We start from the raw sequence: 24,173 nt of genomic DNA on the forward strand, positions 1-24,173 counted from the left end.
CTATTTCAATACCAAAGAATGACACTGATACTGCGAAGAAATTTGAAGGGAGATAGTGAGGTCCGGCTAGGGAGCTGATACGATCTTGAAGCATATTTTATTGATATTAAAACGACGAGAGCAATTCAGAATAAACCGACTTTAGTTTATCAAACATACGCTAACCGGTCTTCAGGTAGGCTTCTTCACTTTGGTACTTAGCTGAATCCATGAGTTTCAACAACCAGCAAATACCGTATTTCAATACTGATAAAATAAAAACAGCTTGTGATGTGGATTGGATGTCAGCATTCCTGCAAAGCAAAAACCAGGCATGAATGAAGACATCATTTCGAAAAAGCTTTTTGTCAGTGAGTTATAAATTATTCAAACCCACATATAATGTACCGCGGGGATAAAGAGAAATTGTTTTATTTCTGTCTAAACAGCATAGCGACAAACCTAAACAATTTAATTTGTCTTCCAATTCTGCTTGGCTGCGCAAGTAAACGGTACAACCACTCTAAACCGAGATTACAAAAAATGCGTGGGGCTCTTTTGACATGCCCTGTAAAAACATCGTAGGTTCCGCCCACTCCCATCATAACAGCCTTAACCCCGTTGTCCTTGCATTTGAACATAAACTGCTCTTGCCTCGGCGATCCTAAGGCCACAGATACGAACTCAGCTTTGGAGGCTTTTATTTGCTCAATAAGCGCATCTTCGTGCTCGAAAAAACCATCCTCGTGTCCTACGATGTTCACTCCATAAAGCCGAGCTGCTTTCTCAGCAGTAGCCTGATTGACTTCTTTGGAGGCGCCTACAAAAAAAACGGGCATGCCAGTTTTACCAGCTTCCGCAACCAATGCTTCCCAAAGTTCACACCCTGGCACACGCTTGATCGATTCACCGTGTTTTAACTTAACGGCTTTTACAATGCCCATTCCGTCAGCGTAAAGGACATCACTCTTCTTTAAAATACTGCCTATCTCTTTTGACTCTTGGCCTTTTAACACCTTTTCAGGGTTCAGAGCTGTCAGTATAACGCCTTTGTCTCTTATATCCATATCCATGATATGACTAACAGCTTTCTTAATATCTTGAAAGCAGTGGACTTGCAGGCCAAAAACTTCCAGCAACTTAATGTTCATTTGATTTAGAAACCCCAATTAAAAAGTACAGCACGAGAGCATAGCAACATATTCTGAGAACAGAGAAACTCAAATTAAACGAGTTCTCTTGTAGAAAAGAAGCGGACAAAATTGACAAACTGGTCGCAAACAAAAAGTAACCAATTCTAGTTCTACTTAACACTGCTCTCTTTAAGATAGTGAGGCAAAACATGACAAGAAAAAACAGGCCAAGGATCCCGGTATTATACATTACGAGCCCAACGAAGCTTTCAGCCCCCTGAGTGACCCAGCCACCCATATTGCCACCCGTACCAAGGTCATGACCAATAAAAAAGTTTAACCAAGAGTCAAAGGATATAAACGGAAGAACCAACCCTTGTACATGAATTGCGGAGCTATCTGTCACGCCACTTTGTAATGCTCGAATAGAGATAATTATAACAGCACACCCTACGGCGAACAAAGACAACCTATATTTTGTGGTAGCTGAAACTTTTAGTCTTAAACAGACGTTGATTGCCAGAAAGCATGCTAACAGAAAGAAAAATGCCTTACTTAATGTTGCTGCGGCAAGCAAGATACATATAACCAACCCAGAAAGCTTCAGAGCTGGATTTGAAACAAAGTAGTAAATATACGAAAAGAACAAGAAAAACGAGTAAGCTGCTAATATAGGATCAGCAAACACACCAGGAAAGCGCATAAAAAACATGCCAAAAAGAATCGTTCTGTTGTTCCCTTCAGCCCCTCCTCGTCCCAACGTTTTTCCAATGTCCAGAAAGACCTCATTCAAACTAAAATCAAATACAATTTGAAGCGACATAAAGAACAACGAGATAAATAAAACGACAGTAATTATCAGCTTAAAAAGTGGGCTTCCTTGATACCTAACTTGAGGCTGGTGCTTTGCTTTGATCAAATAGCTACAACACCATGAAATCAGTAAAAACTGTAGCAACAAAGGAAAATAGACATTAACAAAGTAAGCAACTGAAACAAATGCATCCGTCTTCAGCCCTTTTATTAAGGAAGCAAGAAGAATTAAAACGAAAAAGAAAAAATACTTATAACTTGCATCTGTGCTCAACAGTTTAAAATTAGAACAAGCCAAAATAGAGATAATAATTGGAAACACCAAAGCAGCTTTGATTATTGCCCAATAGCTGCTTGACATGTAAAAGTCCAAATTCAAAACATAGCTTAAATACAACCAGTAGAAAACCGACAATAGGCTAGTAACTGTCAAAGTGAGAATAGCAGCTGCTCTAGAGTAAAAAGAAATGCCTGACATAAAGATCGCAAACGCCAACAGTGCCAGTGGCTCACTTGCAATAAGAAGTACCGAAATACACGCAATGAGTAGCATCAAAGAAGCACGTAAAACAGAGCTGTATTGACAAGGTATCCGCAATAGGTGCATTACATAATTATCCTGATTCATTTTGGTTTTCTCAAAACAATGAGATATTGATTGGCTCTCACTCGAACACGAGACAGAGCAAAGAATAGTAAGCAGATAGCATATAAGCCGACCCACAATTTGGCTCTTTCTTGCAATAACGCGTCAATTGAAGCGCATATCAGCAAAGAGCTGACCACAAGGTAGTCTCTTCTTTGGTAAACCGGCTTCCAGACTTTTCTTGAAAACTCACTCCTAAGCACATAAAACACCATAAAGGCGCCCATAGTGGCAATTGCTGCGCCTGGGGCACCCAAGTGAGGTATTAAGAGCATATTCAAACCAAGTGCAACAATCAGGCTTAAAATCGCTGATGCGACTGAATACTTTGTCTTCTTTGTTATTCCTATTCCAACCTTTGTACATTCTGAAAGCATGTACATCAGTGGAGCTATGATACAGCTGGCAAGTAAATATTGAACACTGATATACGAATCTGGCAAAAAGTAACTAACTAGAGGTTTGAATAACAATACCAAAGCAAAAATAACAACCACTGAATCTCTTACCAATTTTACAAACGTATTGAATACGCTTGTATCTCCTCCATGTGATTTTACTTTATATACATATGGTGTCCAAATAGTGGAAAATATTTGTTGAAATATCACTGCAACACCAGCAAGATTTACCGCCAAAGCGTAGTTTGCTAGCTCCCCTAACCCCGCGTACTCTTTGAGTAATAACCTGTCAATCGAGACTACCCCCCAGTACGCCAGGCTAGAAATCACAAGTGGTGATGCATAAGGCAGTACTTTTCCAACAAGTGCCTTATCAAAATTGCTTAAATAGACAGAAGAGATTGAAGGGATGACTTTCCATGCGACAAAGAAAAACGTAATAACATATGATACTGTAAAACCAACTAAGATATACTTAAAATTACTAAAACCGTATAAACTAGCAGCTACAATACTTACTAAAAACAAAAACCTCGGTAGGACCTGAACAACAGAATATAACAGTGCACGCTCACTCATTCTGGATTCAATTTGCAAAAATCGTATTAGGTAATTAGTGACTAATACAATAAAAACAAGCGTATAAGCCAAACTCCACTCGAAGTTAAACCACAACTCAATAAATTCGCTGGAATAAAACCCAAAGAATGCACTCGCAATCAGCAGTAGAATAAGTCCTGGGAGAGCAAATGACACTAAAAATGCAGACCTATCTTTAGCATCATGGTATTCACGAACATAGGCCTGATCCAGGCCAAGTGTAAAAAACAGCAGAGTAAAAGAAACTAACACTTGTATAAGTGCGTATCTACCGATATCTTCACTAGAGAACAGCCAAGACATAACAGGTAAGGTAATTAACCCCACTAAAGCAGTGAAGACTGGCCCAAGTGAGAAATGTAATATTTTCTTAAAACTCATTATAACTCAAGTTAACATATCAATATTAAGGCCCAGTAAATAAAAGCTGTTATGGGTGCTTTTAACTATCTATAAGTCTTTCCTGTGGGGCTACTTGCAAAAAGGCTTATTGAACATGAACATCTGCTGTGCACACTTATAAGCTTGGATGCTCCTACAAATTTCTGCGATACTCTACGCCAAAGAAAATATACTTCCATTAATAAGCTTCATAGAACAAATAAACCAGCATGAAGCTTGTCGAACGGTTTTAAGCAAAAAGACTTTCTATTAAGAGCCCTGAAAAAATCGCTTTATTTCATTACATACTTGCTCGATGTCTTGCTCGTTCAAACCGTACCACAGAGGTAATCTAAGCAGCCTGTTGCTCTCTGAAGTTGTAAATTCGTCCTGTCCACTGAGTCTTGAAAACACTTTACCTGCAGCGGAAGAGTGAAGTGGTACATAGTGAAAAGCAGTTTGGATATTAGACTGGCGTAAAAACTGAATTAGCTGCGTCCGCGTTTCAAGGGAATCCAGCTTTACGTAAAACATATGAGCATTATGCTCACATCCTTCAGGGATTGATGGCAGCTCCACATGGCCTTGACTTGCAATCTCGACCAGACCGTCATAATACTGTTTCCAACTGTTCAAACGATCCCGGTTGATTAACTGAGCATTGCCGCCTTCCATTTGCGCCAAAAGGTAAGCAGCACTAATGTCATTCATCAGTAAACTGCTGCCTATGTCAACCCAAGAGTACTTATCGACCTGGCCTCTTAAAAATTGGCTTCGATCTGTCCCTTTTTCACGAATGATTTCTGCTCGCTCAATCAAAGTTTCATCGTTGATCAATAATAAACCACCTTCTCCTGCACTCGTATAATTCTTCGTTTCATGAAACGAGAATGCACCTAAATGACCAATGGTTCCTAGTGGCTTCCCTTTATAAGTACTCATCACCCCTTGTGCGGCATCTTCAACCACAAATAGCTTATACTTTTGTGCGATACTCATAATCGTATCCATTTCACAAGCAACGCCAGCATAGTGAACAGGAACTATTACTTTGGTCTTTTCTGTAATTGCAGCTTCAATCTTAGTTTCATCAATGTTCATTGTGTCCTTTCGAACATCAACAAACACTATTTTGGCTCCTCGTAGTACAAACGCATTTGCTGTTGACACAAAAGTGTAGCTGGGCATGATAACTTCATCGCCCTCTTTTACATCAAGCAGTATTGCACTCAGCTCCAATGCATGTGTGCAGGAAGGTGTAAGCAGTGTTTTCTTTACAGAAAATTCATTTTCAAACCATTGTTGACACTTTTTCGTGTATGGGCCATCACCGCATAACTTATTATTTTTTAAAGCTTGTTTTATATAGTCAATTTCATTGCCAACAACAGGCGGTTTATTAAATGGAATATTATTCATGATTAGACCTTTACTTATTGAGGCGATATTGAAATCTATTTATATGGTGTAAGAACTTTATCAGAAGGGTTCTTTTCGTTGTGCTCGCGTATACTATGAAAAAACTCTCGATCTTGTTTTAAGAAATATCGCCCGGAGCCAGTTTGTGGTTTGCCCTTATCTCCGAGAAATACCATTTTCAGCGATTTCGGTAGCTCATGTGCTATTAGCTCACACATTCTGTAGTGCAAGATCTTTGGCGTTTCTTCAGGGAAAAGCTTGAGTTTACTTTGTGCCAAGATATTGCCGGCATCCACTTTTTCACTGACATAATGAATCGTAATACCATAATACTCTTCAATATTCGCCCAGTAATGCATATAAGCCCTTGACCCCTTGTAATCTGGCAAGTACGAACCATGACAATTGATTAACTTTCCATCTAGTGCATTTATTTCTCTTGCTTTTATTATGTAGGGCCACCCTAGCAGTACTAGGATATAGTCATCACAGTCAGCAATGAAAGATTTAACTTCCGTTGAGCAAATTGCTTTTCCAGTAACATGGTGCTCGATATCCAGGTTCTTTGCAGTGGTGACGGCGCAGCCCTCAGAACACGAAGAGAAGAACATCAGTTGGTAATGATTTTTCAAGCTTTGATGGGCTAGCTCCATAATATACTGTGCTTTGAGGGAGTTACCTTCACCGACAAATATAACCTTGTTCATACACATTAGTCCCGAATGACGATATTAATATCAGAAAGTAAGCGATCGAGTTCTGATCTAGCTTCCGCAACAGAAGAACCACTTACAACGATATGACCTATTCGATCGGGACCGACTGCGAACTTACGTACATTTTCAGAAATATCATAGTCCAGTTGAAATGCTTCCACGCTTTCCATTGAGCTAACATCAGGCACCTCTATACTTTCAATAACGCCGGCCTTATCACTAATTAATAGTCTAGATACATTGGCTTTTCCCGAACCTGAAAAGCTCATGTCTATATTTCTACCTAAGCATAAGTCAATGATCAGCTCGTACATATCCACATTGTAAAAGGAGGCTATATTCTCTGGTATACACGTCGCTCCCATTCTTCCACCAATTTCAATGATAAAAGCCTGCTCACCAACGACCATAATATCAGAGTTAGAAACCGTACATGTGATATTCAAAGCTTTAACGGCCTTCAAGAGCTCAGTTTCGATGTTCTTTTTCACAATGTCACTGCATTGTGATGGAATGGCATGACCGATTGGCACGTCGGTTTTCCCACTAAAATTTATTCTATCGTGAATGATGACTTTCGCATTGCCATTGCGGTCGATGATGACTTCTGCCCCCAACTCTTCGCCTTCGAGGAACTCTTCAACAATAATTTCATTGCTCTTGCTGATCTCTGTGGCCAGTTCAAAGGCATTCAACGCCTCATCAAGGTTGTATATTTTGGTAATACCGCGACTGCCAGACAGATTCGGCGCTTTGACCATAACAGGGTATGTAAAGGACTCTAAGGCTTGTTGCATCTCGGCTTTTGATTGTATGACAGCAAACTTGGCAGTGTTGACGTTAGATTCCAGTAGCTTTCGTTTCATACTTACTTTGTTCGTACACGCTTTGGCATTTTCATAGCCTATACCACTCAGGCCCAAGTGTTCGGTTACGTAGCCAATTGTAGGCACGCCCACATCGCTACCCGTCGTAACGATACCGGATATATCATGTTTCTTTGCGTGTTTTAATACCTCTACTTCATCCTTAATATCACAAAAAACACACTCGTCTGCGATCAGCAACCCTGGATAATTACCATTAGGGGACACAACGATGGTAGTAAAGTTTAACTCTTTAGCCTTTTTGATAAGAGGAACTTGATAAACACCAGCTCCTAAGATCATTATTTTTTCACTCATCAGAAAATAAACCGTTCAAATTTTTAAGTAGCTGTGCTTGACTATATTCAGTTCTAACAATAGCGATATTATCTTCAACATCAGGCAGTAATGGACTGCTAAAAATTTGCTCTTTAGAATATAGTTTAATACCAAGCTGAGTTAAGTGATTGTAGCTTGAAGTGCCTTCGCGCATACATACGACCTTACCCATGGCAAGTAACTGTATGATATTGCCCATAGCTTGCTGTCTGTTCATATCAAATACGGCTACATCTATCGAAGCCAGCAGTCGATTGTATTCGTCCAGAGGCAGCATTTTTCTTAATGCGGTAAACCTGTCACCAAATAACGTCAAGCCCAAAGATTCCACCTCATCTCCATACGCGGAATCTCCGTAATTGAGAGGGCAGACAACTTCAAAGTCAAACTGCACTTGTTCTTTGATGCGCAGCAACACCTCAGCATGGTTATTCACGGCAGTAGCCGAGTTTCCAACTAAAATCCTAACTCTCGCATTATTTGGCGAAGGATTTGTTGTCACAGCAATTGAATCAGGCTTAATGGTAACACTTGGATAGGTAAACCCTTTATAATGCCTGGCTTGAGTTTGGTACCACTGTCTTGCTAGCGCAAACTCCCCGTCCATAGAAGTGGCTATGGTTGAAATGTTTTTAATTAGCCTTCTGCGAAAATACTCATAACACCTTTTTGCAATGGAGCGCTTTCTCTCGTTATAAGCATAAAGGTCGTTTCCCCAAAGTATCCAGACAGACTTACTAAGCACGCCTGTCATGAGTGAAAACAGTACAACCAGAATATGGACAAATAAACCATGAAAATAAACCCTGTCGGCCTTCTGCGCATGTTTTACTGTTGCAATGAGTTGTTTTAGGTTTTTTGAGCTGAGTTGAGTCACATTTTCTGGGTAGGTTTTATCCGCCCCCCCCTCAAAAACCAAGAAATGATGCTCTCCTTCCGGAAAAGCATCATTAATCGTTTCAATCACTGCTGGTACAAACTTTTCGCACTTCATTAGATGAAGGTGTTTCATTTATTTGATATTTCCTTCAAATAATCTCCATAAGAGTTCTTACCGTACTTTTCTGCGATGCTTTGTATCTGTTCCTTACTCAGCCACTTGTTGTAAAACGCAATCTCTTCGAGACAGGCAATCTTAAACCCCTGGCGCTTTTCGATTGTTTCAACAAACTGAGCCGCCTCTAGCAGGCTGTCATGCGTACCGGTATCAAGCCAAGCAAACCCTCGCCCTAACAGCTCAACATTAAGTTCACCTTTCTCCAGATACATTTGGTTGAGCGTCGTAATCTCCAGCTCACCTCGGGCAGAAGGCTTAACTTTTTTAGCCATTTCTACAACATTTGAGTCATAGAAATACAATCCAGTGACCGCAAAGTTTGACTTCGCTACACTTGGTTTCTCTTCGATTGAAATCACATTTCGATCTTTATCAAACTCAACAACCCCAAAACGGTTTGGATCCTTCACTTGATATCCAAATACTGTAGCGCCAGTCTTCTGCGACATCGCGGCACTCAACTTTGGTGTAAAGCCCTGACCATAAAAAATATTGTCACCAAGCACCAGACATACTGGGTCATCCCCAATAAACTCTTCTCCGATGATAAAAGCCTGTGCAAGTCCTTCAGGCTCAGGTTGAACTGCATAACTCAGCGCGATACCGAAACAACTGCCGTCACCTAAAAGGCGCTTAAAGCTATCCAGATCTTCTGGTGTTGTAATGATCAATACTTCTTTGATCCCTGCAAGCATTAGTACAGACAGTGGATAATAGATCATTGGCTTGTCATACACAGGCAACAACTGCTTTGATATACCATGAGTAATCGGAAAAAGACGAGAACCCGTTCCGCCAGCCAATATTATACCTTTACGCTTAATCATTTATCTTCAACACCTTTACTTTGTTGATAACTGCCATCAAGCACATGCTGCCACCAAGGTGTGTTGTTTAGATACCACTCTACTGTTTTACGAATGCCAGATTCGAATGTCTCCCTGGGGGTCCATCCCAGTTCTTTCTCGATCTTACTCGCATCTATTGCATAGCGAACATCGTGACCAGGGCGATCCTTTACAAACGTGATAAGATCTTCGTACCTTGCCACATTTTCCGGCTTTTCAGGGGCTAACTCCTCGAGCAGCTGACAGATAACTTTAACAACATCTATGTTTTGTCTTTCGTTGTGGCCACCAATATTGTATGTTTCACCGTCTACGCCATTGAGCAGAACCGTATACAGTGCTCTTGCATGATCTTCAACATAGAGCCAATCACGCACCTGAGTACCATCTCCATAGACAGGTAACGCCTTGCCATGCAGCGCATTTAAAATAACATGTGGGATCAATTTTTCCGGGAAGTGATATGGTCCATAATTGTTACTACAATTAGTCAGTAGAATAGGTAAACCATAAGTCCTTCCCCAAGCCCTGACTAAGTGGTCTGAGCCAGCTTTGCTCGCAGAATATGGGCTACTAGGTGCATAAGGAGTCGACTCGGTAAACAAGTCTTCTGTGCCTTCTAAATCACCGTAAACCTCATCGGTAGAAACATGATGAAATTTAAACCTTGATTTCTCTTCTGCTGGTAGCTTGTTCCAGTATTGCCTGGCAACTTCCAATAAAGTAAAAGTACCAACCAGATTGGTCTGTATAAACTCAGCTGAGTCATCGATTGAACGGTCTACATGGGACTCAGCAGCCAGGTGCATGATGGCATCTGGCTTAGTCGTCTCAAAGACGCGAGTAAGAGCCTGCCTGTCGCAAATATCAACTCGCTCAAACTGATAACGTTCATTTGTATCGACCGAGCTCAATGACTCAAGGTTCCCAGCGTAGGTTAACTTATCAACATTAACAACGGAGTCATTTGTATTTTCGATGATGTGTCTAATTACCGCAGAACCGATGAATCCGGCTCCGCCTGTCACAATAATCTTCACAGCCAAATTCCTTTTGTATCGATTACAGCCTTACTCTTGTCTATTTCAGTAGACTTAAACTCTTTGTGATCAACTAACAACAGGTGAATGTCGCATGTAGATAAAGCATCCTCCAGATCGACCAGTTCTACCTCTCCTAGCTGCGTAGGCACAGACTCAATATTAGGTTCAACGACAAGAATTCTTCCTGCGTGGACTTCTCTCACCTCTTGTACAATCTGCATTGCCGGACTTTCTCTCAAGTCATCAATGTCTGGTTTGAATGCCAATCCGTAACATCCTATTGTCACTGATTTAGCCGTGCGTTCGGGATGCGATTGTAGAAATTCACCGACAGCTTGGTTTACTTTGTTGACTACCCACAATGGCTTTGAATCATTCACCTTCCTGGCCGTGTGTATTAGTTTCGCAGAGTCCGGTGATTTCGAAATAATGAACCAGGGATCAACAGCAATACAATGTCCACCTACACCTGGACCTGGCTGTAAAATGTTTACGCGTGGATGACGATTGGCAAGCTTGATAAGCTCCCAAACATCGACATTTATCTCATCACAAATTAAAGACAGTTCATTTGCAAAAGCAATTTGCACATCCCGGCTACTATTTTCTGTCAATTTGGCCATCTCTGCAGTACGACTATCAGTGATGATGCATTCACCCTCAACAAACGTTTTGTATAGTTTGATGGCTGCAGCTGAACACTCTGGAGACATACCACCAATTACCCTGTCGTTTTCTACGAGTTCGCGGACAACATGTCCCGGCAAAACACGCTCTGGGCAATATGCGATTTTAATATCTGCTTCACTACCCGCGCTCTGCGGGAAAGTAAGTTCAGGCCTCATCTGGGCTAACCAAGCAGCCAATTGCTCTGTTGCGCCAACTGGAGAAGTTGACTCTAAAACCACAAGATTGCCTTTTTCAAGCACCGGAGCGATAGACTTGGCTGCCGCTTCAATATATCCAAGCTCAGGTTCAGGTATAACTGAGCTACCTGCTTTGAAAGGAGTTGGCACAGCTATCAAGAAAGCATCTGCAGGTTCAGCAGTGGTTGATGCACGGAAATACCCTTCTGTCACCGATGCATGAACCAAGATATCTAGCTCAGGTTCAACAATATGGATCTCACCGCGATTAATAATATCTACTGCCTTCTTATTGACATCAACACCGATTACTTTTTTTCTTTTTGATGCGAACATTGCGGCTGTGGGCAACCCAATATAGCCCAACCCGATGACAGAAACAGTTTCAAACGACATACTGACTCCTAACTTAGATTTTCTTTAAAGTTGCTAATACATCACAAATTTGCTTGCTAGCTGTACCATCACCATAGGGGTTATGCGCTAAGCTCATTTCTTTGTATGCATCAGAATCATTGAGTAACCTGGAAACTGCGTCGGTAATTCTATTAAAGTCAGTACCTACCAGCTCAACAGTGCCAGCTTCAACAGCTTCAGGTCTCTCAGTCGTATCCCTCATAACTAAAACGGGTTTGCCCAGACTTGGCGCTTCTTCTTGAATTCCTCCCGAATCCGTTAGTATCAAATACGCCTCATTCATTAGGTAAACAAAAGGCAAGTATTCCTGAGGTTCAATTAGGTGAACATTGTCCAGGCCATTTAAAGTTCTATTGACTGGTTCCTGAACGCTCGGGTTCAAATGCACTGGGTAGACGATTTGAACATCTGGATACTCAGTAGCAACAGCCGCTAAAGCTCTACAAATACTTTCAAAGCCCAAACCAAAATTCTCGCGCCTATGCCCTGTGACGAGAATCAACTTTTTGGTTTTATCTAAAAATGGGAACTTACCACCAAGCTCTTCTTGAAGAGCAAGATCTGTATCGATTTTTTGCTTCACATCTAATAAGGTATCGATAACTGTATTGCCCGTTACATAAACACTATCTGCAGGATAGCCTTCATTTAAAAGATTTTTTTTCGATTTGCTAGTCGGCGCAAAATGCAAATGAGTAAGGCAGCCAGTAAGACGACGGTTCGCTTCTTCAGGCCATGGCGAATAAATATCACCAGTCCGCAAACCAGCCTCAACATGCGCGACCGGGATTTGTTCATAATAGGCAGCTAAGCTAGCCGAGAAAGTGGTTGCGGTATCACCGTGTACAGCAACAATATCGGGACAAAACTCTTTTAAAACGGGTGTAAGCTCAAGAAGAATTCTGGATGTCAGTTCTGGCAAGGTTTGTCCTGCCTGCATCAAGTCTAAGTCAAAATCAGGGGTAATTTGGAATAACCCCAATACTTGATCGAGCATTTCTCTGTGCTGTGCAGTGACACATACTTTGGACTCAAACCGAGGATCCTGCTCCAAAGCACTTACAAGAGGAGCCATTTTTATTGCTTCGGGCCGAGTGCCAAATATAGTTAAAATCTTAATTACCATAATACCTTGCTAAAAAATCGGTGAGAAGATCACTTGCGTCTCAGCCAGCTCAATATACGCCACACGTGTGCTAATGCATAATTGTAGACTAAAAACATACCTATGAAAATCGAAAACATTAACCACTCTGGTGTATTCCTAAGCTCCAAAAAACCACCTAGACATGCAATAAATGCTGCTGCTAGAGAGATTATAATTAATGCTCTACGCCGGCTATATCCAGCTCTTTCAAAGATGTGATGCAAGTGGTCTCTATCTGCTTTAAAAGGAGAAGTTCCTTTTTTAATTCTCCGATACATTATCGCCACCATATCCATTAAAGGAATAGCGATAATATAAAGAGCCGTTACTGGTCTAAAGGATTTAGATTCTTGTTCGATACCAATAACCAGTAACCAAATTATTGTAAATCCAATCAACATACTACCAGCGTCGCCCATAAAGACTTTATTCATTGATTTGCTGGGCCAGCGAAGGTTGAACATTAAGAATGCAGCTATTGAAGCGACAAAAAGGATAGCTAATAAAAACCATTCATTCCCTGAAATCCAAAGCAATGTGCCCAGCGCGAGAAAAGATACAAGGCTCAATGCGCCTGCCAATCCATCAATACCATCTACCATATTAAACGCATTAATCGTACCAATGATACCTAACACAGTAATTACAACACCAAAGTACCCAAGCTTAAATTCGAAAAAACCTAATATAGAACCAAATGAACTTAAATGATTACCTGTTCCAAAAATCATAAAAATAGCAATAGCTAGCTGTACTACAATTCTAACCCTTACAGAAAGGTCATATTTATCATCTAGTACTCCCAGCAAAAGGATAAATGATGCCGAAATAATATATACACTAAAATAGACGCTATATTCTAAAAAAAGCATCGATGACATTAAAACACCAAAGTATATTGCAACACCGCCTATAAGTGGGATATGGCCGTCATGATGCTTTCTAGAGTTGGGGACATCAACAAGCCCAGTTCTAATGGCAACTGGCTTAGCAATATAAATCGCCATGACGCAAAATATAAATGACGATATTAAAGGAGCCAGATAAATCATTTAACCTCCATAGCTGATAGCACAATTGACACAGCTTACTAACCAGTTTTCATTAACCCGAAATTGGTCACTAGGCAAACTCACTTCTTCCTTTAAATGCAGAAACAGATACAACAGTAAACATTCCTAACAATAATCCGACAAAGGCTCCCAAAATGCATAGCATTGCTCTTTTTGGGCCTTCTTTTCTCTCTGGCATTATCGCAGGATCGATCGTGGTAAAAACATACTCATCTCGCACCTCGGCGAGCATGATTGTTTTAGTTTCATCTTCCATTAACTTATATAGGACAGCTCTGAGACTAGCAATATCATCTGTCTTTAGTTGCTTATTAAGAAAATGTAGGCTTCTCTTAGCTTCAGTTACATCTCGCTCTTTCATTGTCATGTTTATTTCAGAAATGATTAAATTGACCCAGTCCCTTGCTAGGACAGGCGAGTTATGCTCGATAGCAATGCTAATCAGACCAGTTTTCTTTATAAGCTGAACATCGAGCATCTCGAGAAATGCTTCAAATGCTTCTTGCTGTGAAGGTTTAGGAGTACGTGGTAAGTCCACCTCTCTTACCCACAATTTCTTTTCTACATCATAAATATCGGGATCATAAGAAAGCTTTTTTTGAACTGGATCCCATGATTTTGCTGCCATAATATCGACTAATAAATCATACTTTTCGATAAACTCACTAATAAACTTGCGAGACTGTAAAATCTCAATCGCAAGGCTAGTCTTGTCTATATCACCACCAGTGTTCAGCTCAATCCCAGCGACAGAGGCTAACCCTCCTAATTGAGAGGCTAGTCCACTGTCATCCTGAGAGCTAACAGGAGCAAGCAAAGCTTCTGACTTATATACGTCATGCATTTTAAAAGCTATCACCGCAAATATGCATAAAAACACAAATGAAAACAGCAGGACGACTGTCTTACCTTTCCATATTGAGATACATATTTCTCTTAAGTCTAGCTCTCCAGGCAAATCAGATATTTCAAAGGCTCTTTTACTGGACACTGTTCGTTCTCACTTTAAATACAAATAGTTGTTACCAACCAGATTCTAAATACTCGCACTTTTTACAATTTAAAATTACAAAAATGTTATCTACAAATAGACTTAAAAAGTATGGTTAAGCCTCTATATCCGCGCTATGGCAGCTAAACCAACACCTAGCTGATAAAAAATCTGTGTAGCTGTGCTCCAAAGGGTTAAGTTATCCATATGAGACGAGTCCATTGGAACAACGATAGTATCGCCAGCTGCAAGCTCAATATCGTCATTCACCGCAAACCAAGAATTTCTGTTGGGAATAAACACAGCACCATTAGCTTTGATAACATAGATTTTTTCGGCGTCAGCGCGATCTCGTAATCCCCCACTGAGGGTAATGTACTCTTCAATCGAAGTGCCTGATTTAAATAAATGAGATGAGCTGTAATTGACCTCTCCGATTATCGAAATTGACTCTCGCTTACCTGGCACATAGAGCGCATCACCATCCTGCAAGACAAGAGAGTCAGCTTGTGAAACAATACTTGGCAAATCAATTATCAGCCTGCCTAACGCTTTAACATTTGCAAGGTCCTTGAGCAGTCGATTAGCATCGCTGTAGCTAAGAGAGGAGTTTGCACCAATTGACTTCTGGAAGCTCTTCGCAGCAATATCCTTACGCAAATCGTCGGAGAGCCTTGCCAGTTGCTTACGCTCCTGCTCTTTTATGGCTTCTCGAGTAAATACTGCCGCTCCGGGTTCTGCATACTCGGTTAATCCGCCCGCACGATTCAGAAGGCTGAACAATGTCTCTCCGCGCTTGACAATATACTCTCCAGGGAAAACCACTTCCCCTTTAAGCGTGACACGATAACTAACCTGCCAATTTGGCTTTATCAAAACATTAAGTACATCACGATTATTAATTGGACTCTGGATGCCTTGCGCATTTAAAGGGATCTTGATGTGCGCAACCTGCCCATCCCCTTGCTCGCGGGTAATTTCAGCATATTCCGTATAGGCGGACTCTAGCAAACCTCCAGCTGCGGAAATTGCGTCACTTGCTTTCATCTTCTTTGTTATTGGATAAATACCAGGAAAGCGAACTTGCCCCAGAACTTCGATAATCTGACTCTCAGACGAGGAAGATGACTGATATTCAAGCTGTGCAAGGACTGGGGCGAGTAGAGTTTCTCGACCGAAAACCGTTGGCACATAGCTTTCTTCTATCACTTCTTCTTTTTCGATCTCTACTTCATTCTCAAGCTCTTGGTTTTGCTCTGCTGGCATCGTTTGGCTTACTTTCATATCCGGTTTAAAGGATATTTTATTTTCAAACTGACGCCGTTTATAGAGGTGCCAAAGCTTGACGCTTTTTTGCAACTCTTGCTCTTCAGCTGATATCGCCAAATTTTTCAATGCGCTTTCTTCTTGCTCTTGTGAGTTAAAACGACTGAAAATATACACTTCGTCATTTTTTTGTAATGGAATACTCTTAGACTCTAGCGCTTCAGACAGAGAGAATTGCAGTACTTCAATTTTCCCTAGCTGTTCAGCTTCTCTGACGATGATTGAATAACCCAGGTCAGCTTGTGGTAGTAAATCAGTTCTCGGATCATCTAAGTAAGACTTCAAAGTCGCGCCTTCAAACCATTGATAGTTACCTGGTCTGGCGACTGCACCTATCAGAGAAACGGAATCAACAACATCATCATTAACAGCCTGAACTTTGATTTCATCACCACCCTGAGGGATATAATCAACCTCGTTCTCGCCGAAATTGACTGAGATGACAGACTTTACGGCATTGTTTAGAACTCTGTTTACCTGAACACGCTGCAGGAATGCCCCTTCTTTGAATCCACCAAACATTTGAATCAAAGATTCGGCAGAGTCACCTTCTTTTAGTTCAAAAATCGCAGGTCGCTTTACCTGCCCCCCGACTTTCACTTGCGGCCCAACAGAAGGAATAAAAACCACGTCTCCAGATTGCAAAGTTACATCATCGCTACTATCGCCCTTTAAGAGAAGGTCGTACAAGTCCATTACTGCTATGGTGTTCCCCTGCCTTTTCACCTCAATGTTGCGTAATGAGGCTATTTTGGTAACACCACCAGTTGCGAATAAAGCATTAGTCACGCTTGACAAAGGTGAGAGTGTGTAACTGCCGGGACGATAAGCTTCACCTACGACCAACACCTGAATACTTCTCAGTTCAGCCATTGATACAAATGCACTAAGACCAATAGCTTCATTTTTTACTTTCTCCGCAATAACTTGCTTTAACTCCGCATAAGTCAAACCAGTTACGCTTACAGGCTTAAAGTAAGGTATGTTGAGCCAACCTTCACGGTCTACCGTGACCATGTGAGTCACGCTTTCTTTTCCATACAGATTGATAGTAACCGTGTCACCACTGGCTATCACATAGTCATTCGGTACAAGTTGTAATTCTGTTGGTGCAAAACTGGTTGGCTCACCAGAGAACAATTCATATCCAAAAGGTTCCAACTCCTCGACAACTGGTTCCAAAGGATCTCGTTTCTCTTTATCATCCTTTTCTGCCTTTCTCGGTAATACACTCGGAGTGCTGGTGTTTTGCATCTTCGTTTGGTTATTTGCAGCATCACCAGAAATGTCGGATAAATTTATTCCGTATTGCTTTGCCAGCGCCTGTTGTTGGCTTTTTGGCAATTTCTTAAACTGTTCTATTTGTTGTGCAGTAGGTGTAAAAGCTATTGAAACCGCACTAAACATCAGCAAAATTGCCGCAAAAATACGTTTGAAAGACATCCGGTTTTGTATCCTGTTTCACGATAGGCCAAAAAGATTGCGTATTTTACATAAAAGTGTTGCTATAAAAAAAGGGCTTATCGCCCTTTTTTTGATATATCTTTGGTTAATTATGTTAAAAGCTGTAAACTAAGGTCAAAGAAGTTTCTGTATCCGTACTTTCCTTGCCCTCATCAACTGTTGAGTTATGGGTAATATTATACGCCACCTTCATTTGTAAGGAGCCATTGATCTTAGTCAGTAATGCGGATTCAGAGGTGGTTTTAGTATTGGTATCACCATACTCCATCCCTACAACCTGAGTGAATCGTGCGTTATCCGATACCTGCCACTCAAAGTCAACTTTGGCAACACCAATGACCTCATTGTCTGTTGTGCCTGCAAGTGGGTTACCACTCTCATCTAGTTCTGTACTGTCATCCTGATATTCAAAGCGCTTCACACCGGGACCAATTTCCGCATCTAAGTACATAGTGTCCAGGTTAAGTAAACGCAAGCCGTAACCCACAGAAACGACAGTTTCACTACGATAGGCACCAAAGTAGTCCGAGTCGTAAGAACCAAAAATAAACAAGTGACTGTGATCTTCGTTAAGCTTGTAATTTCCCTGCATTGAAACAGAATACTTCTCGTTGGTGCGCTCGCTTACTCGCTCACCATCGTCATTTTCAATTTCATCTTCCTTATATATCCCGCTCAGCTTATATTCATTGCGCCAGTTTTTAAGGTTATGCTTCGCCTTAAGTGCCCCTTTAAGAGTCGTGGTTTCGGTATTACCACTGGTGATAATAGCTCCCACTTCACTGGTAACATCCCAGGTTTTTTGCTTTTTGGGCTTCTTTGCAGAAGCTTCTTGTGCAGCTACATTCGAGCTAACAGCTGCCAATACGCACAGAGATAAGAGTTTTAATTTCATTGCCTATAAACCTGTCATTAATTAGTCTTTGTGAAGGTGAACATCCATTTGCGGGAATGGAATTTCGATATTAGCATCGTCCAATGCTAATTTTATATTCTCAACCAGGTCAAAGTAAGTGGGCCAGTAGTCTGATGTTGCAACCCAGGGGCGAACAACAAAATTGACACTTGAGTCTGCCATTTCCAATACGGCAACCGTATATGCTGGCTCTTTTAGGATCCGTGGTTCTTTGTCCAGCACGGATTTTAACACATTTTTCGCCTCTCGGAGATCCGCTTCATAGCTCACGCCAATAACCAAATCGATACGACGTGTTTTTTCGCGGGAGTAGTTAACGATAGCGCCCGACATAATCGCCGAGTTAGGCATAATAATAACTTTGTTATCGGGTGTTCTTAATTCGGTCGAAAAGATCTCAATGCGTTGCACACTGCCCGCTTTTCCTCCGGCCTCAATATAGTCGCCGGATTTAAAGGGACGCAGAATAATGATCAGGACGCCTGAGGCGAAATTCGATAAGGAGCCTTGTAAGGCCAGGCCGATTGCCAGACCGGCAGCACCCAGAATAGCCACAAAGGAGGTTGTTTCTATGCCAACCTGAGACAGTGCCATCAACAGCGTCGCTGCAAACACTATGCTGTAAGCAATGTTACCAACAAACGCGCCAACCGCCTTATCTACTTTGCGTTTACTAAACGCTTTTTCTGTCAGATTTGCTGCAAGCTTTGCCAGTTTCATACCAATGAAGAATATGACCAGGGCCAGCAGTCCCTGAAAAAGGTGGTGTATGATAAGAGATGAGTTATCATCGACCCAATGAACAATCGTTTCCATAGTGACTCCTGTAAGCACTTGAGTGAGATAGCGGGGCGATTTTACCCAGCCAGTATGAATAGTAGCTGTACAAGTCGGGGATACTCAACGAACTTCTTTAAGATTTTTTTAATTTAACCCCTTTGCAAAGCCCATGTTTTTATGTATTATGCGCGCCACACCAGCAAAGGTGTTCTTATCTATTGTGGCGGCTGTAGCTCAGTTGGTAGAGCCCCGGATTGTGATTCCGGTTGTCGCGAGTTCAAGCCTCGTCAGTCGCCCCACTTCCTCTTATAAACTCAACAATTGTATACCATTAGTTAATTTACTTACATTAATTGTGTTACTTATTCTAAATATGACGATACAGAGCTTCTTGGCCAGAGTATTCATACTGATGAAACTACGACCGCAAGATAACGTTTAATACTGTTTTCGGTAAGTACAGCGCCAGCCACTTCAGCAGCCCTTTCGTATCCAATAGTCAATTTACTAAAAGACCCTTAAGCGTTTTTATCTATAAACTTCATAAAGTTACACTTTATCAACTATATCACACTGTACAGCTCACAAGATGCCGCATTGGTTACAACCAGGATATTAAGGAGTTTTCTGTATTTGTAAGCTGACCTCTAAGTGCGCCTACAACACAAATGAATGGTGTTACTGATAAAGGAGTGACATAAAAAATGCCACCTTTCGGTGGCATTACACACGGGATTATTTCTACTTTACAGATAGAAATTCTGTTTGCTATTTCCAGCTTCTCATCTTGTGGCCTTTTAAGGCATAGAAAAGAATAAACAGATAGCTGGGTAGCATTAAACTGTAAGCGCCCTGAGCACCAAGCCCAGCAACGTTTCCAACACCAATCAACAGAGGCCCTAGCGCGCCACCTGCAATACCCATGATTAACAGGCCAGATGCTGTGCCCGTTAAACGCCCTAAACCATCGAGCGCCAGAGGCCAAATAGCAGGCCAAACCATGGCATTAGCAAACCCTAGCAGAGCAATACACAGGAGTGGATCTGGCAACTGAGGACCGCCAAAGGGTACAAGAAAAATATTTGCCAGGGCTGTCGATTCATTGTCCCCTAAAACTACAGCAAAAACGGTAACAATACCAGCAATTGCAGACATGACGAGTGCATTTTGTTGCGACATAAAACGTGGAATTAATGCAATACCAATTGCATAACCAATCAGCATACAACCCATTGTGTAAGAAGTCATGACCGAGTAATCGGCAATTCCTAACTGTAAAGCATAAGAACCAATGGTATCAGCTGCAATCACTTCTACAGCAACATACAGTGCTATACCAATCACCCCTAATGCCAGGTGAGGATGACTCAAAGCTTCCTTAACTTCACCTTTACTGGTTTGCCCTTCTTCTTCAAAGACCAAATCAGGCAATGGAGAAAACTTGGCAAATGCCGCAAACAGGAATATCAAACCCGCAATAGCCAGGTAAGGTGCGATCAAGCTATTAGCCATCATATCTTTTTGGGCCTGGCTAAGAGATTCTCCTTCATTCACCACCCCACTAACAACCACAGCAGCAAATACAATGGGGACTATTACGCCAGCAGATTTGTTCAGCAAGCCCATGATACAAACACGGACCGCAGCCGAACGCTCAGACCCCATTTTAACAACGTACGGATTGACAGCAGTCTGAAGGACAGTCTGTCCAACTCCTATCATTAACTGTGCAAACAAAAAGATTTCAATCATTTGCATTTTAGCAGCCGGGATATACATCAACGCAGAAAGCGCCATGACAGCACACCCTATCGCCATGCCATTTTTGTATCCAACTCGTTTTATCAGCATGGCTGAGGGGATACCAGCAACCGTTACTGCGATGTAAAATGAGGAAATAATGAAAGAGGCCTGTAGCGGGCTCAGTTCCAGCATTTGCTGAAGAAACGGCGTGATTGCGCCATTCAACCAGGTGATACAACCCAATATAAAGAACATTGAGCCGGCAAGTGTCATCGGTAACCAGACACTTTGCTTTTCGAGGTCATCTTTTTCCACTGTCGCTTCCATAAAACTCTTCTTGTTGCTAATTAAGATTAATACAGGTCGGATTAAAACGAATTAAAAGTAATCCGGATTATTATATTCTGTGCTATCTGCCTTTATGAACGCATCCTCAAACCGGCGGTTCAATTATCTAAAACCAAAATGACAGCGCTGACATTTAACTTTACGTTAAAATTTGACCTTTTTCTAGTTAGTTTTGTAATCAAATGTCTTCAATCTGGGGAAAACGATATGCCTTCCCCGAGATGACGTAGCCGGGTGATTAGTCTAACCCTGTGGTGCGGCTAAACTTTTTATCGCCTAAACGGGTACGTAATAATACGCTACCGGATTGACTTACACTCATCGGAGCTGTGTAAATTTGCCAGCTCTTGCCATTATCAAGGCTCACTTCAATGGTTAAGTACGGGAATGCACTGTTCGCATGAAGCTGGCCATCAATCACTTTACCACCCGGTACGGGGAGGTTCACATTGACACCGGCTTTATCCAGCTTAGCCAGCTCTTTTAGTGCCAGCGCACCGGAGAATCTGTGCCAGTCCTGCGCAAAGCGCTTCTTATCCAGGCGCTCCCCTTCCCAGCTGGCTTTATGCCAGGCACGCTCTGCCATCGCGAGCAAACGTGGAAAGACCATCGCCTGCATCTGGCCTTCGGTACGAATGGTTTCACTCCAGACCTGCCCCTGAATACCGAGAATATTTTCCGGCTTTTCAAGCTCTGGTAACGGACGCCCAACCAGGGCTTCTAAGTTTTCAATAACCTCCCCACTGCGGGTAAAATCGGCGTTGGCATAGACATCATCGGGCATGTAACTGAAAGTCTTCTTGCTGTCCGTGTAGCGGGCTGCCCAATAATAACCTCGTTCAGCCGGGTGTGGCTCATAAGGGTGATCAAAGTATAAGTGCGTGCCATGGGACAACACCACCTGATAGCCATCATTGGCCAGACGGTGCGCCCTGTCAGCCACGCCCCACTCCCAGATATTGTCCCATACGTTGGCTGTGAAAACGTCATTTGGAAATGCATCGCGGTTAAACGGATTGACCTTGTCATACATCAGACCATCTTCCCAGGCGCCCGGCGCAATTCCTCGTTTTGCCAACAAAGTGGCGACTCGCTGCGTAAAATAGGGCTTGAGGTCGGTTGGACCAGCAATGCCATTGTTAGGATCGGCAAATAATGCCTGACACACAGGCGAATCCACCCAGGAGCCAGCCCCAACTTCGTCACCACCAAAATGCAGATTCGTCAGGCGCGTGCCGGCTTCACGATACATACCTTGCAACTCATAGGTGACCTTTTCAATGAATGCATAAGTCGAGCCCTGACAGACATTCATAGAGTTATCAGTATAATTCTGTACTGTGATGTACTGTGAGGTGTCTTGAGGATCGCTGAGCAAATAAGCTTTTGCCAGCTCCGGTTTGCCCGCTTCCATCAGGGTATGATAGCGCGCTTCCATTGCCTTAATCGATGCACGGGCATGGCCCGGACCTTCGATCTCTGGAATGATCTGAACATGACGCGCCTTGGCAAACTTGAGTAGTTCAACAAACTCATCCCGGGTCAGATAGCCATTACCCGAACCCGACTTATACGGACCGGTACCAAGCTGAGTTAGTAAACACTCACGCTCCTGCAAATCAAAACAGCGATAGCCGCCAATATCCGTCAGCTCTGGCAAGCCTGGGATCTCAAGTCGCCAGCCTTCATCTTCAGAAAAGTGCCAGTGGAACTTGTTCAGCTTGTAACGGCCCATCTGTTCAACCAGTTTGAACAGCGCCTCTTTGCCATGATAGTTACGGCCGTTGTCATAGTGCATGCCACGCCAGCCAAAACGCGGGGCATCTTTAATCTCTACATTAGGCACCTGTATCTGACCTTGTTGGTCGCTCGGGAATAGCGCGAGCAAACTCTGAATGCCATAAAACACACCCGCATTGTCATGGCCGGTGATCACAATTTTGTCGTCGTCTACTTCCAGCTGATAGCCCTCACTGCCCAGGTCGGCCAGCTCCTCCACTTGTAAATAGATGGTTTTGGTTTTACCGGCACTAATATGATCCGGCTGTGCTTCCAGTGTCAGGCCATAATCAGCCAGATCTTCCTGAAATACCGCGACTTCGCTTTTGAGTCTGCCCGCAAAACGGATCTGCCACTGACTGGACAAGTTTGCATAGCCTCGGTTGAAATCAACATCCATCGGCTTCGGGATAATGCGTTTCAGCGCGTCTTCGCGAGACAGCTTGCCGGTCTGCTGGTTTTGTTCATAACGCCATGCCGCGGTTGCACGGGGTGATAAGTCTTTTGGCTCGGCGTGACGATCCAGTTGGTTATCGCGAACAATCGGTGCGACAAAGTCCAGCATGTTTTCGCTGTCTGTATTGGCGAACACGGCCGGTTTGGTATTACCACTGACCATAAATGCCCGAGGCATAAAATCTGTATAAGCGGCTATCCATGCGGCGGCCTCATAAGGAATGGTCAACGTTTCGCCCGGCTTTAACCCGGCAAACGCTTTGGTAGGCACTAAGCGGTGTAAGTCGCCATTTACATGCTCAAACTTCAGCCCACTGGCCTGCTCAGTCGCGACCTTTCGGATGGAATGAAAGTAGATCTGCCAGTCGCTTTCGCCAGCAGGTAACGCTACCTTTGAGTTGTTTTGTAAGGTGATAGAAGCCAGAAAGCTGCTGCTGCCATTGTGATGATTGCTTTCGACTGCAAATGTAAAAGTGGTATTGTCAGTAAATGCTTGCAGTTGCGAATTATCCCAGGTGGCTTTAGCCATCATCGGGACTAAAAGCGTGGCCGCGATGGCCCGGGTGAGCAGTTTTTTCTGTATTTTCATTCCGGCTCCTTAACCTGCGCTGAGCGCAAACTTCAAA

Annotated in this window: 18 protein-coding genes and 1 tRNA gene; 1 reads left to right on the forward strand and 18 read right to left on the reverse strand. The window is 42.5% G+C overall.

Features of this window, described 5'->3' with window-relative positions; all coding sequences use genetic code 11:
- Window positions 1-410: 410 nt before the first annotated feature.
- From ACXAH1_RS00725 to ACXAH1_RS00800, 16 genes are all read right to left on the reverse strand, one after another.
- A complete protein-coding gene (locus tag ACXAH1_RS00725) occupies window positions 411-1,130 on the reverse strand; it encodes a WecB/TagA/CpsF family glycosyltransferase (RefSeq protein ID WP_475192985.1) in 720 nt (239 codons plus the stop codon).
- The gene (locus ACXAH1_RS00730) at window positions 1,120-2,553 is read right to left on the reverse strand and encodes a hypothetical protein (RefSeq protein ID WP_475192987.1); all 1,434 of its coding nucleotides are present in this window, start codon (window positions 2,551-2,553) and stop codon (window positions 1,120-1,122) included. Before ACXAH1_RS00730 ends, ACXAH1_RS00725 begins: the two co-directional genes overlap by 11 nt.
- Complete coding sequence (locus tag ACXAH1_RS00735; RefSeq protein ID WP_475192988.1) at window positions 2,550-3,953, reverse strand: lipopolysaccharide biosynthesis protein; 1,404 nt, start codon at window positions 3,951-3,953, stop codon at window positions 2,550-2,552. The genes ACXAH1_RS00730 and ACXAH1_RS00735 overlap by 4 nt, the downstream gene beginning before the upstream one ends.
- Window positions 3,954-4,223: 270 nt before the next feature.
- A complete protein-coding gene (gene rffA / locus ACXAH1_RS00740; RefSeq protein WP_475192991.1) occupies window positions 4,224-5,372 on the reverse strand; it encodes a dTDP-4-amino-4,6-dideoxygalactose transaminase in 1,149 nt (382 codons plus the stop codon).
- A 35-nt stretch (window positions 5,373-5,407) separates the two neighbouring features.
- Window positions 5,408-6,079 carry a formyltransferase family protein gene (locus ACXAH1_RS00745; RefSeq protein WP_475192993.1) on the reverse strand — a complete coding sequence of 224 codons (672 nt, stop codon included), beginning with the start codon at window positions 6,077-6,079 and terminating at the stop codon, window positions 5,408-5,410.
- Between the two features lie 5 nt (window positions 6,080-6,084).
- Window positions 6,085-7,272: an ATP-grasp domain-containing protein gene (locus ACXAH1_RS00750; protein WP_475192994.1), complete on the reverse strand. Its 1,188-nt coding sequence runs from the start codon at window positions 7,270-7,272 to the stop codon at window positions 6,085-6,087.
- Window positions 7,265-8,305, reverse strand: coding sequence for a TDP-N-acetylfucosamine:lipid II N-acetylfucosaminyltransferase family protein (locus ACXAH1_RS00755; protein ID WP_475192995.1), 1,041 nt, complete (start codon window positions 8,303-8,305; stop codon window positions 7,265-7,267). The genes ACXAH1_RS00750 and ACXAH1_RS00755 overlap by 8 nt, the downstream gene beginning before the upstream one ends.
- Complete coding sequence (gene rfbA / locus ACXAH1_RS00760) at window positions 8,302-9,177, reverse strand: glucose-1-phosphate thymidylyltransferase RfbA (RefSeq protein WP_475192998.1); 876 nt, start codon at window positions 9,175-9,177, stop codon at window positions 8,302-8,304. The genes ACXAH1_RS00755 and rfbA overlap by 4 nt, the downstream gene beginning before the upstream one ends.
- Entirely contained in the window at window positions 9,174-10,238 is a 1,065-nt protein-coding gene (rfbB, locus tag ACXAH1_RS00765; RefSeq protein WP_475193000.1) for a dTDP-glucose 4,6-dehydratase, read from the reverse strand. Before rfbB ends, rfbA begins: the two co-directional genes overlap by 4 nt.
- Window positions 10,235-11,503, reverse strand: a complete 1,269-nt coding sequence (gene wecC, locus ACXAH1_RS00770; protein ID WP_475193002.1) for a UDP-N-acetyl-D-mannosamine dehydrogenase — start codon at window positions 11,501-11,503, stop codon at window positions 10,235-10,237. Before wecC ends, rfbB begins: the two co-directional genes overlap by 4 nt.
- Window positions 11,504-11,516: 13 nt before the next feature.
- The gene (gene wecB, locus ACXAH1_RS00775; protein ID WP_475193005.1) at window positions 11,517-12,650 is read right to left on the reverse strand and encodes a non-hydrolyzing UDP-N-acetylglucosamine 2-epimerase; all 1,134 of its coding nucleotides are present in this window, start codon (window positions 12,648-12,650) and stop codon (window positions 11,517-11,519) included.
- A gap of 29 nt (window positions 12,651-12,679) precedes the next feature.
- On the reverse strand, window positions 12,680-13,723 hold the full coding sequence (wecA, locus tag ACXAH1_RS00780; RefSeq protein WP_475193007.1) for a UDP-N-acetylglucosamine--undecaprenyl-phosphate N-acetylglucosaminephosphotransferase: 1,044 nt from the start codon (window positions 13,721-13,723) through the stop codon (window positions 12,680-12,682).
- A gap of 70 nt (window positions 13,724-13,793) precedes the next feature.
- A complete protein-coding gene (locus ACXAH1_RS00785) occupies window positions 13,794-14,735 on the reverse strand; it encodes a Wzz/FepE/Etk N-terminal domain-containing protein (RefSeq protein ID WP_475193009.1) in 942 nt (313 codons plus the stop codon).
- Window positions 14,736-14,858: 123 nt separating this feature from the next.
- Window positions 14,859-17,504 (reverse strand): SLBB domain-containing protein, encoded by a 2,646-nt coding sequence (locus ACXAH1_RS00790; RefSeq protein ID WP_475193012.1) that lies wholly within the window; start codon window positions 17,502-17,504, stop codon window positions 14,859-14,861.
- Between the two features lie 115 nt (window positions 17,505-17,619).
- Window positions 17,620-18,420: a DUF481 domain-containing protein gene (locus ACXAH1_RS00795; RefSeq protein ID WP_475193015.1), complete on the reverse strand. Its 801-nt coding sequence runs from the start codon at window positions 18,418-18,420 to the stop codon at window positions 17,620-17,622.
- Between the two features lie 21 nt (window positions 18,421-18,441).
- Window positions 18,442-19,257: a mechanosensitive ion channel family protein gene (locus ACXAH1_RS00800; RefSeq protein ID WP_054014800.1), complete on the reverse strand. Its 816-nt coding sequence runs from the start codon at window positions 19,255-19,257 to the stop codon at window positions 18,442-18,444.
- A gap of 187 nt (window positions 19,258-19,444) precedes the next feature.
- Between ACXAH1_RS00800 and ACXAH1_RS00805 the strand changes: the two genes are divergently transcribed.
- Window positions 19,445-19,520 (forward strand) — tRNA-His (locus tag ACXAH1_RS00805).
- A gap of 469 nt (window positions 19,521-19,989) precedes the next feature.
- Here the strand turns inward: ACXAH1_RS00805 and nagP are convergent.
- Together nagP and ACXAH1_RS00815 are read right to left on the reverse strand one after the other, a co-directional pair.
- The gene (gene nagP, locus ACXAH1_RS00810) at window positions 19,990-21,291 is read right to left on the reverse strand and encodes an N-acetylglucosamine MFS transporter NagP (RefSeq protein WP_475193017.1); all 1,302 of its coding nucleotides are present in this window, start codon (window positions 21,289-21,291) and stop codon (window positions 19,990-19,992) included.
- Between the two features lie 259 nt (window positions 21,292-21,550).
- Complete coding sequence (locus ACXAH1_RS00815; protein WP_475193019.1) at window positions 21,551-24,136, reverse strand: family 20 glycosylhydrolase; 2,586 nt, start codon at window positions 24,134-24,136, stop codon at window positions 21,551-21,553.
- Between the last annotated feature and the right edge of the window lie 37 nt (window positions 24,137-24,173).

The organism is Pseudoalteromonas sp. AWH4_217 (assembly GCF_056161105.1).

Coding starts and splice junctions, on each gene's coding strand:
- ACXAH1_RS00800 (WP_054014800.1), bottom strand. CDS start 19,257: ATGGAAACGATTGTTCATTGGGTCGATGATAACTCATCTCTTATCATA.
- rfbA (WP_475192998.1), bottom strand. CDS start 9,177: ATGATTAAGCGTAAAGGTATAATATTGGCTGGCGGAACGGGTTCTCGT.
- ACXAH1_RS00745 (WP_475192993.1), bottom strand. CDS start 6,079: ATGAACAAGGTTATATTTGTCGGTGAAGGTAACTCCCTCAAAGCACAG.
- ACXAH1_RS00730 (WP_475192987.1), bottom strand. CDS start 2,553: ATGAATCAGGATAATTATGTAATGCACCTATTGCGGATACCTTGTCAA.
- ACXAH1_RS00815 (WP_475193019.1), bottom strand. CDS start 24,136: ATGAAAATACAGAAAAAACTGCTCACCCGGGCCATCGCGGCCACGCTT.
- wecB (WP_475193005.1), bottom strand. CDS start 12,650: ATGGTAATTAAGATTTTAACTATATTTGGCACTCGGCCCGAAGCAATA.
- ACXAH1_RS00755 (WP_475192995.1), bottom strand. CDS start 8,305: ATGAAACACCTTCATCTAATGAAGTGCGAAAAGTTTGTACCAGCAGTG.
- rffA (WP_475192991.1), bottom strand. CDS start 5,372: ATGAATAATATTCCATTTAATAAACCGCCTGTTGTTGGCAATGAAATT.
- ACXAH1_RS00790 (WP_475193012.1), bottom strand. CDS start 17,504: ATGTCTTTCAAACGTATTTTTGCGGCAATTTTGCTGATGTTTAGTGCG.
- nagP (WP_475193017.1), bottom strand. CDS start 21,291: ATGGAAGCGACAGTGGAAAAAGATGACCTCGAAAAGCAAAGTGTCTGG.
- ACXAH1_RS00750 (WP_475192994.1), bottom strand. CDS start 7,272: ATGAGTGAAAAAATAATGATCTTAGGAGCTGGTGTTTATCAAGTTCCT.
- ACXAH1_RS00725 (WP_475192985.1), bottom strand. CDS start 1,130: ATGAACATTAAGTTGCTGGAAGTTTTTGGCCTGCAAGTCCACTGCTTT.
- wecA (WP_475193007.1), bottom strand. CDS start 13,723: ATGATTTATCTGGCTCCTTTAATATCGTCATTTATATTTTGCGTCATG.
- ACXAH1_RS00735 (WP_475192988.1), bottom strand. CDS start 3,953: ATGAGTTTTAAGAAAATATTACATTTCTCACTTGGGCCAGTCTTCACT.
- wecC (WP_475193002.1), bottom strand. CDS start 11,503: ATGTCGTTTGAAACTGTTTCTGTCATCGGGTTGGGCTATATTGGGTTG.
- ACXAH1_RS00795 (WP_475193015.1), bottom strand. CDS start 18,420: ATGAAATTAAAACTCTTATCTCTGTGCGTATTGGCAGCTGTTAGCTCG.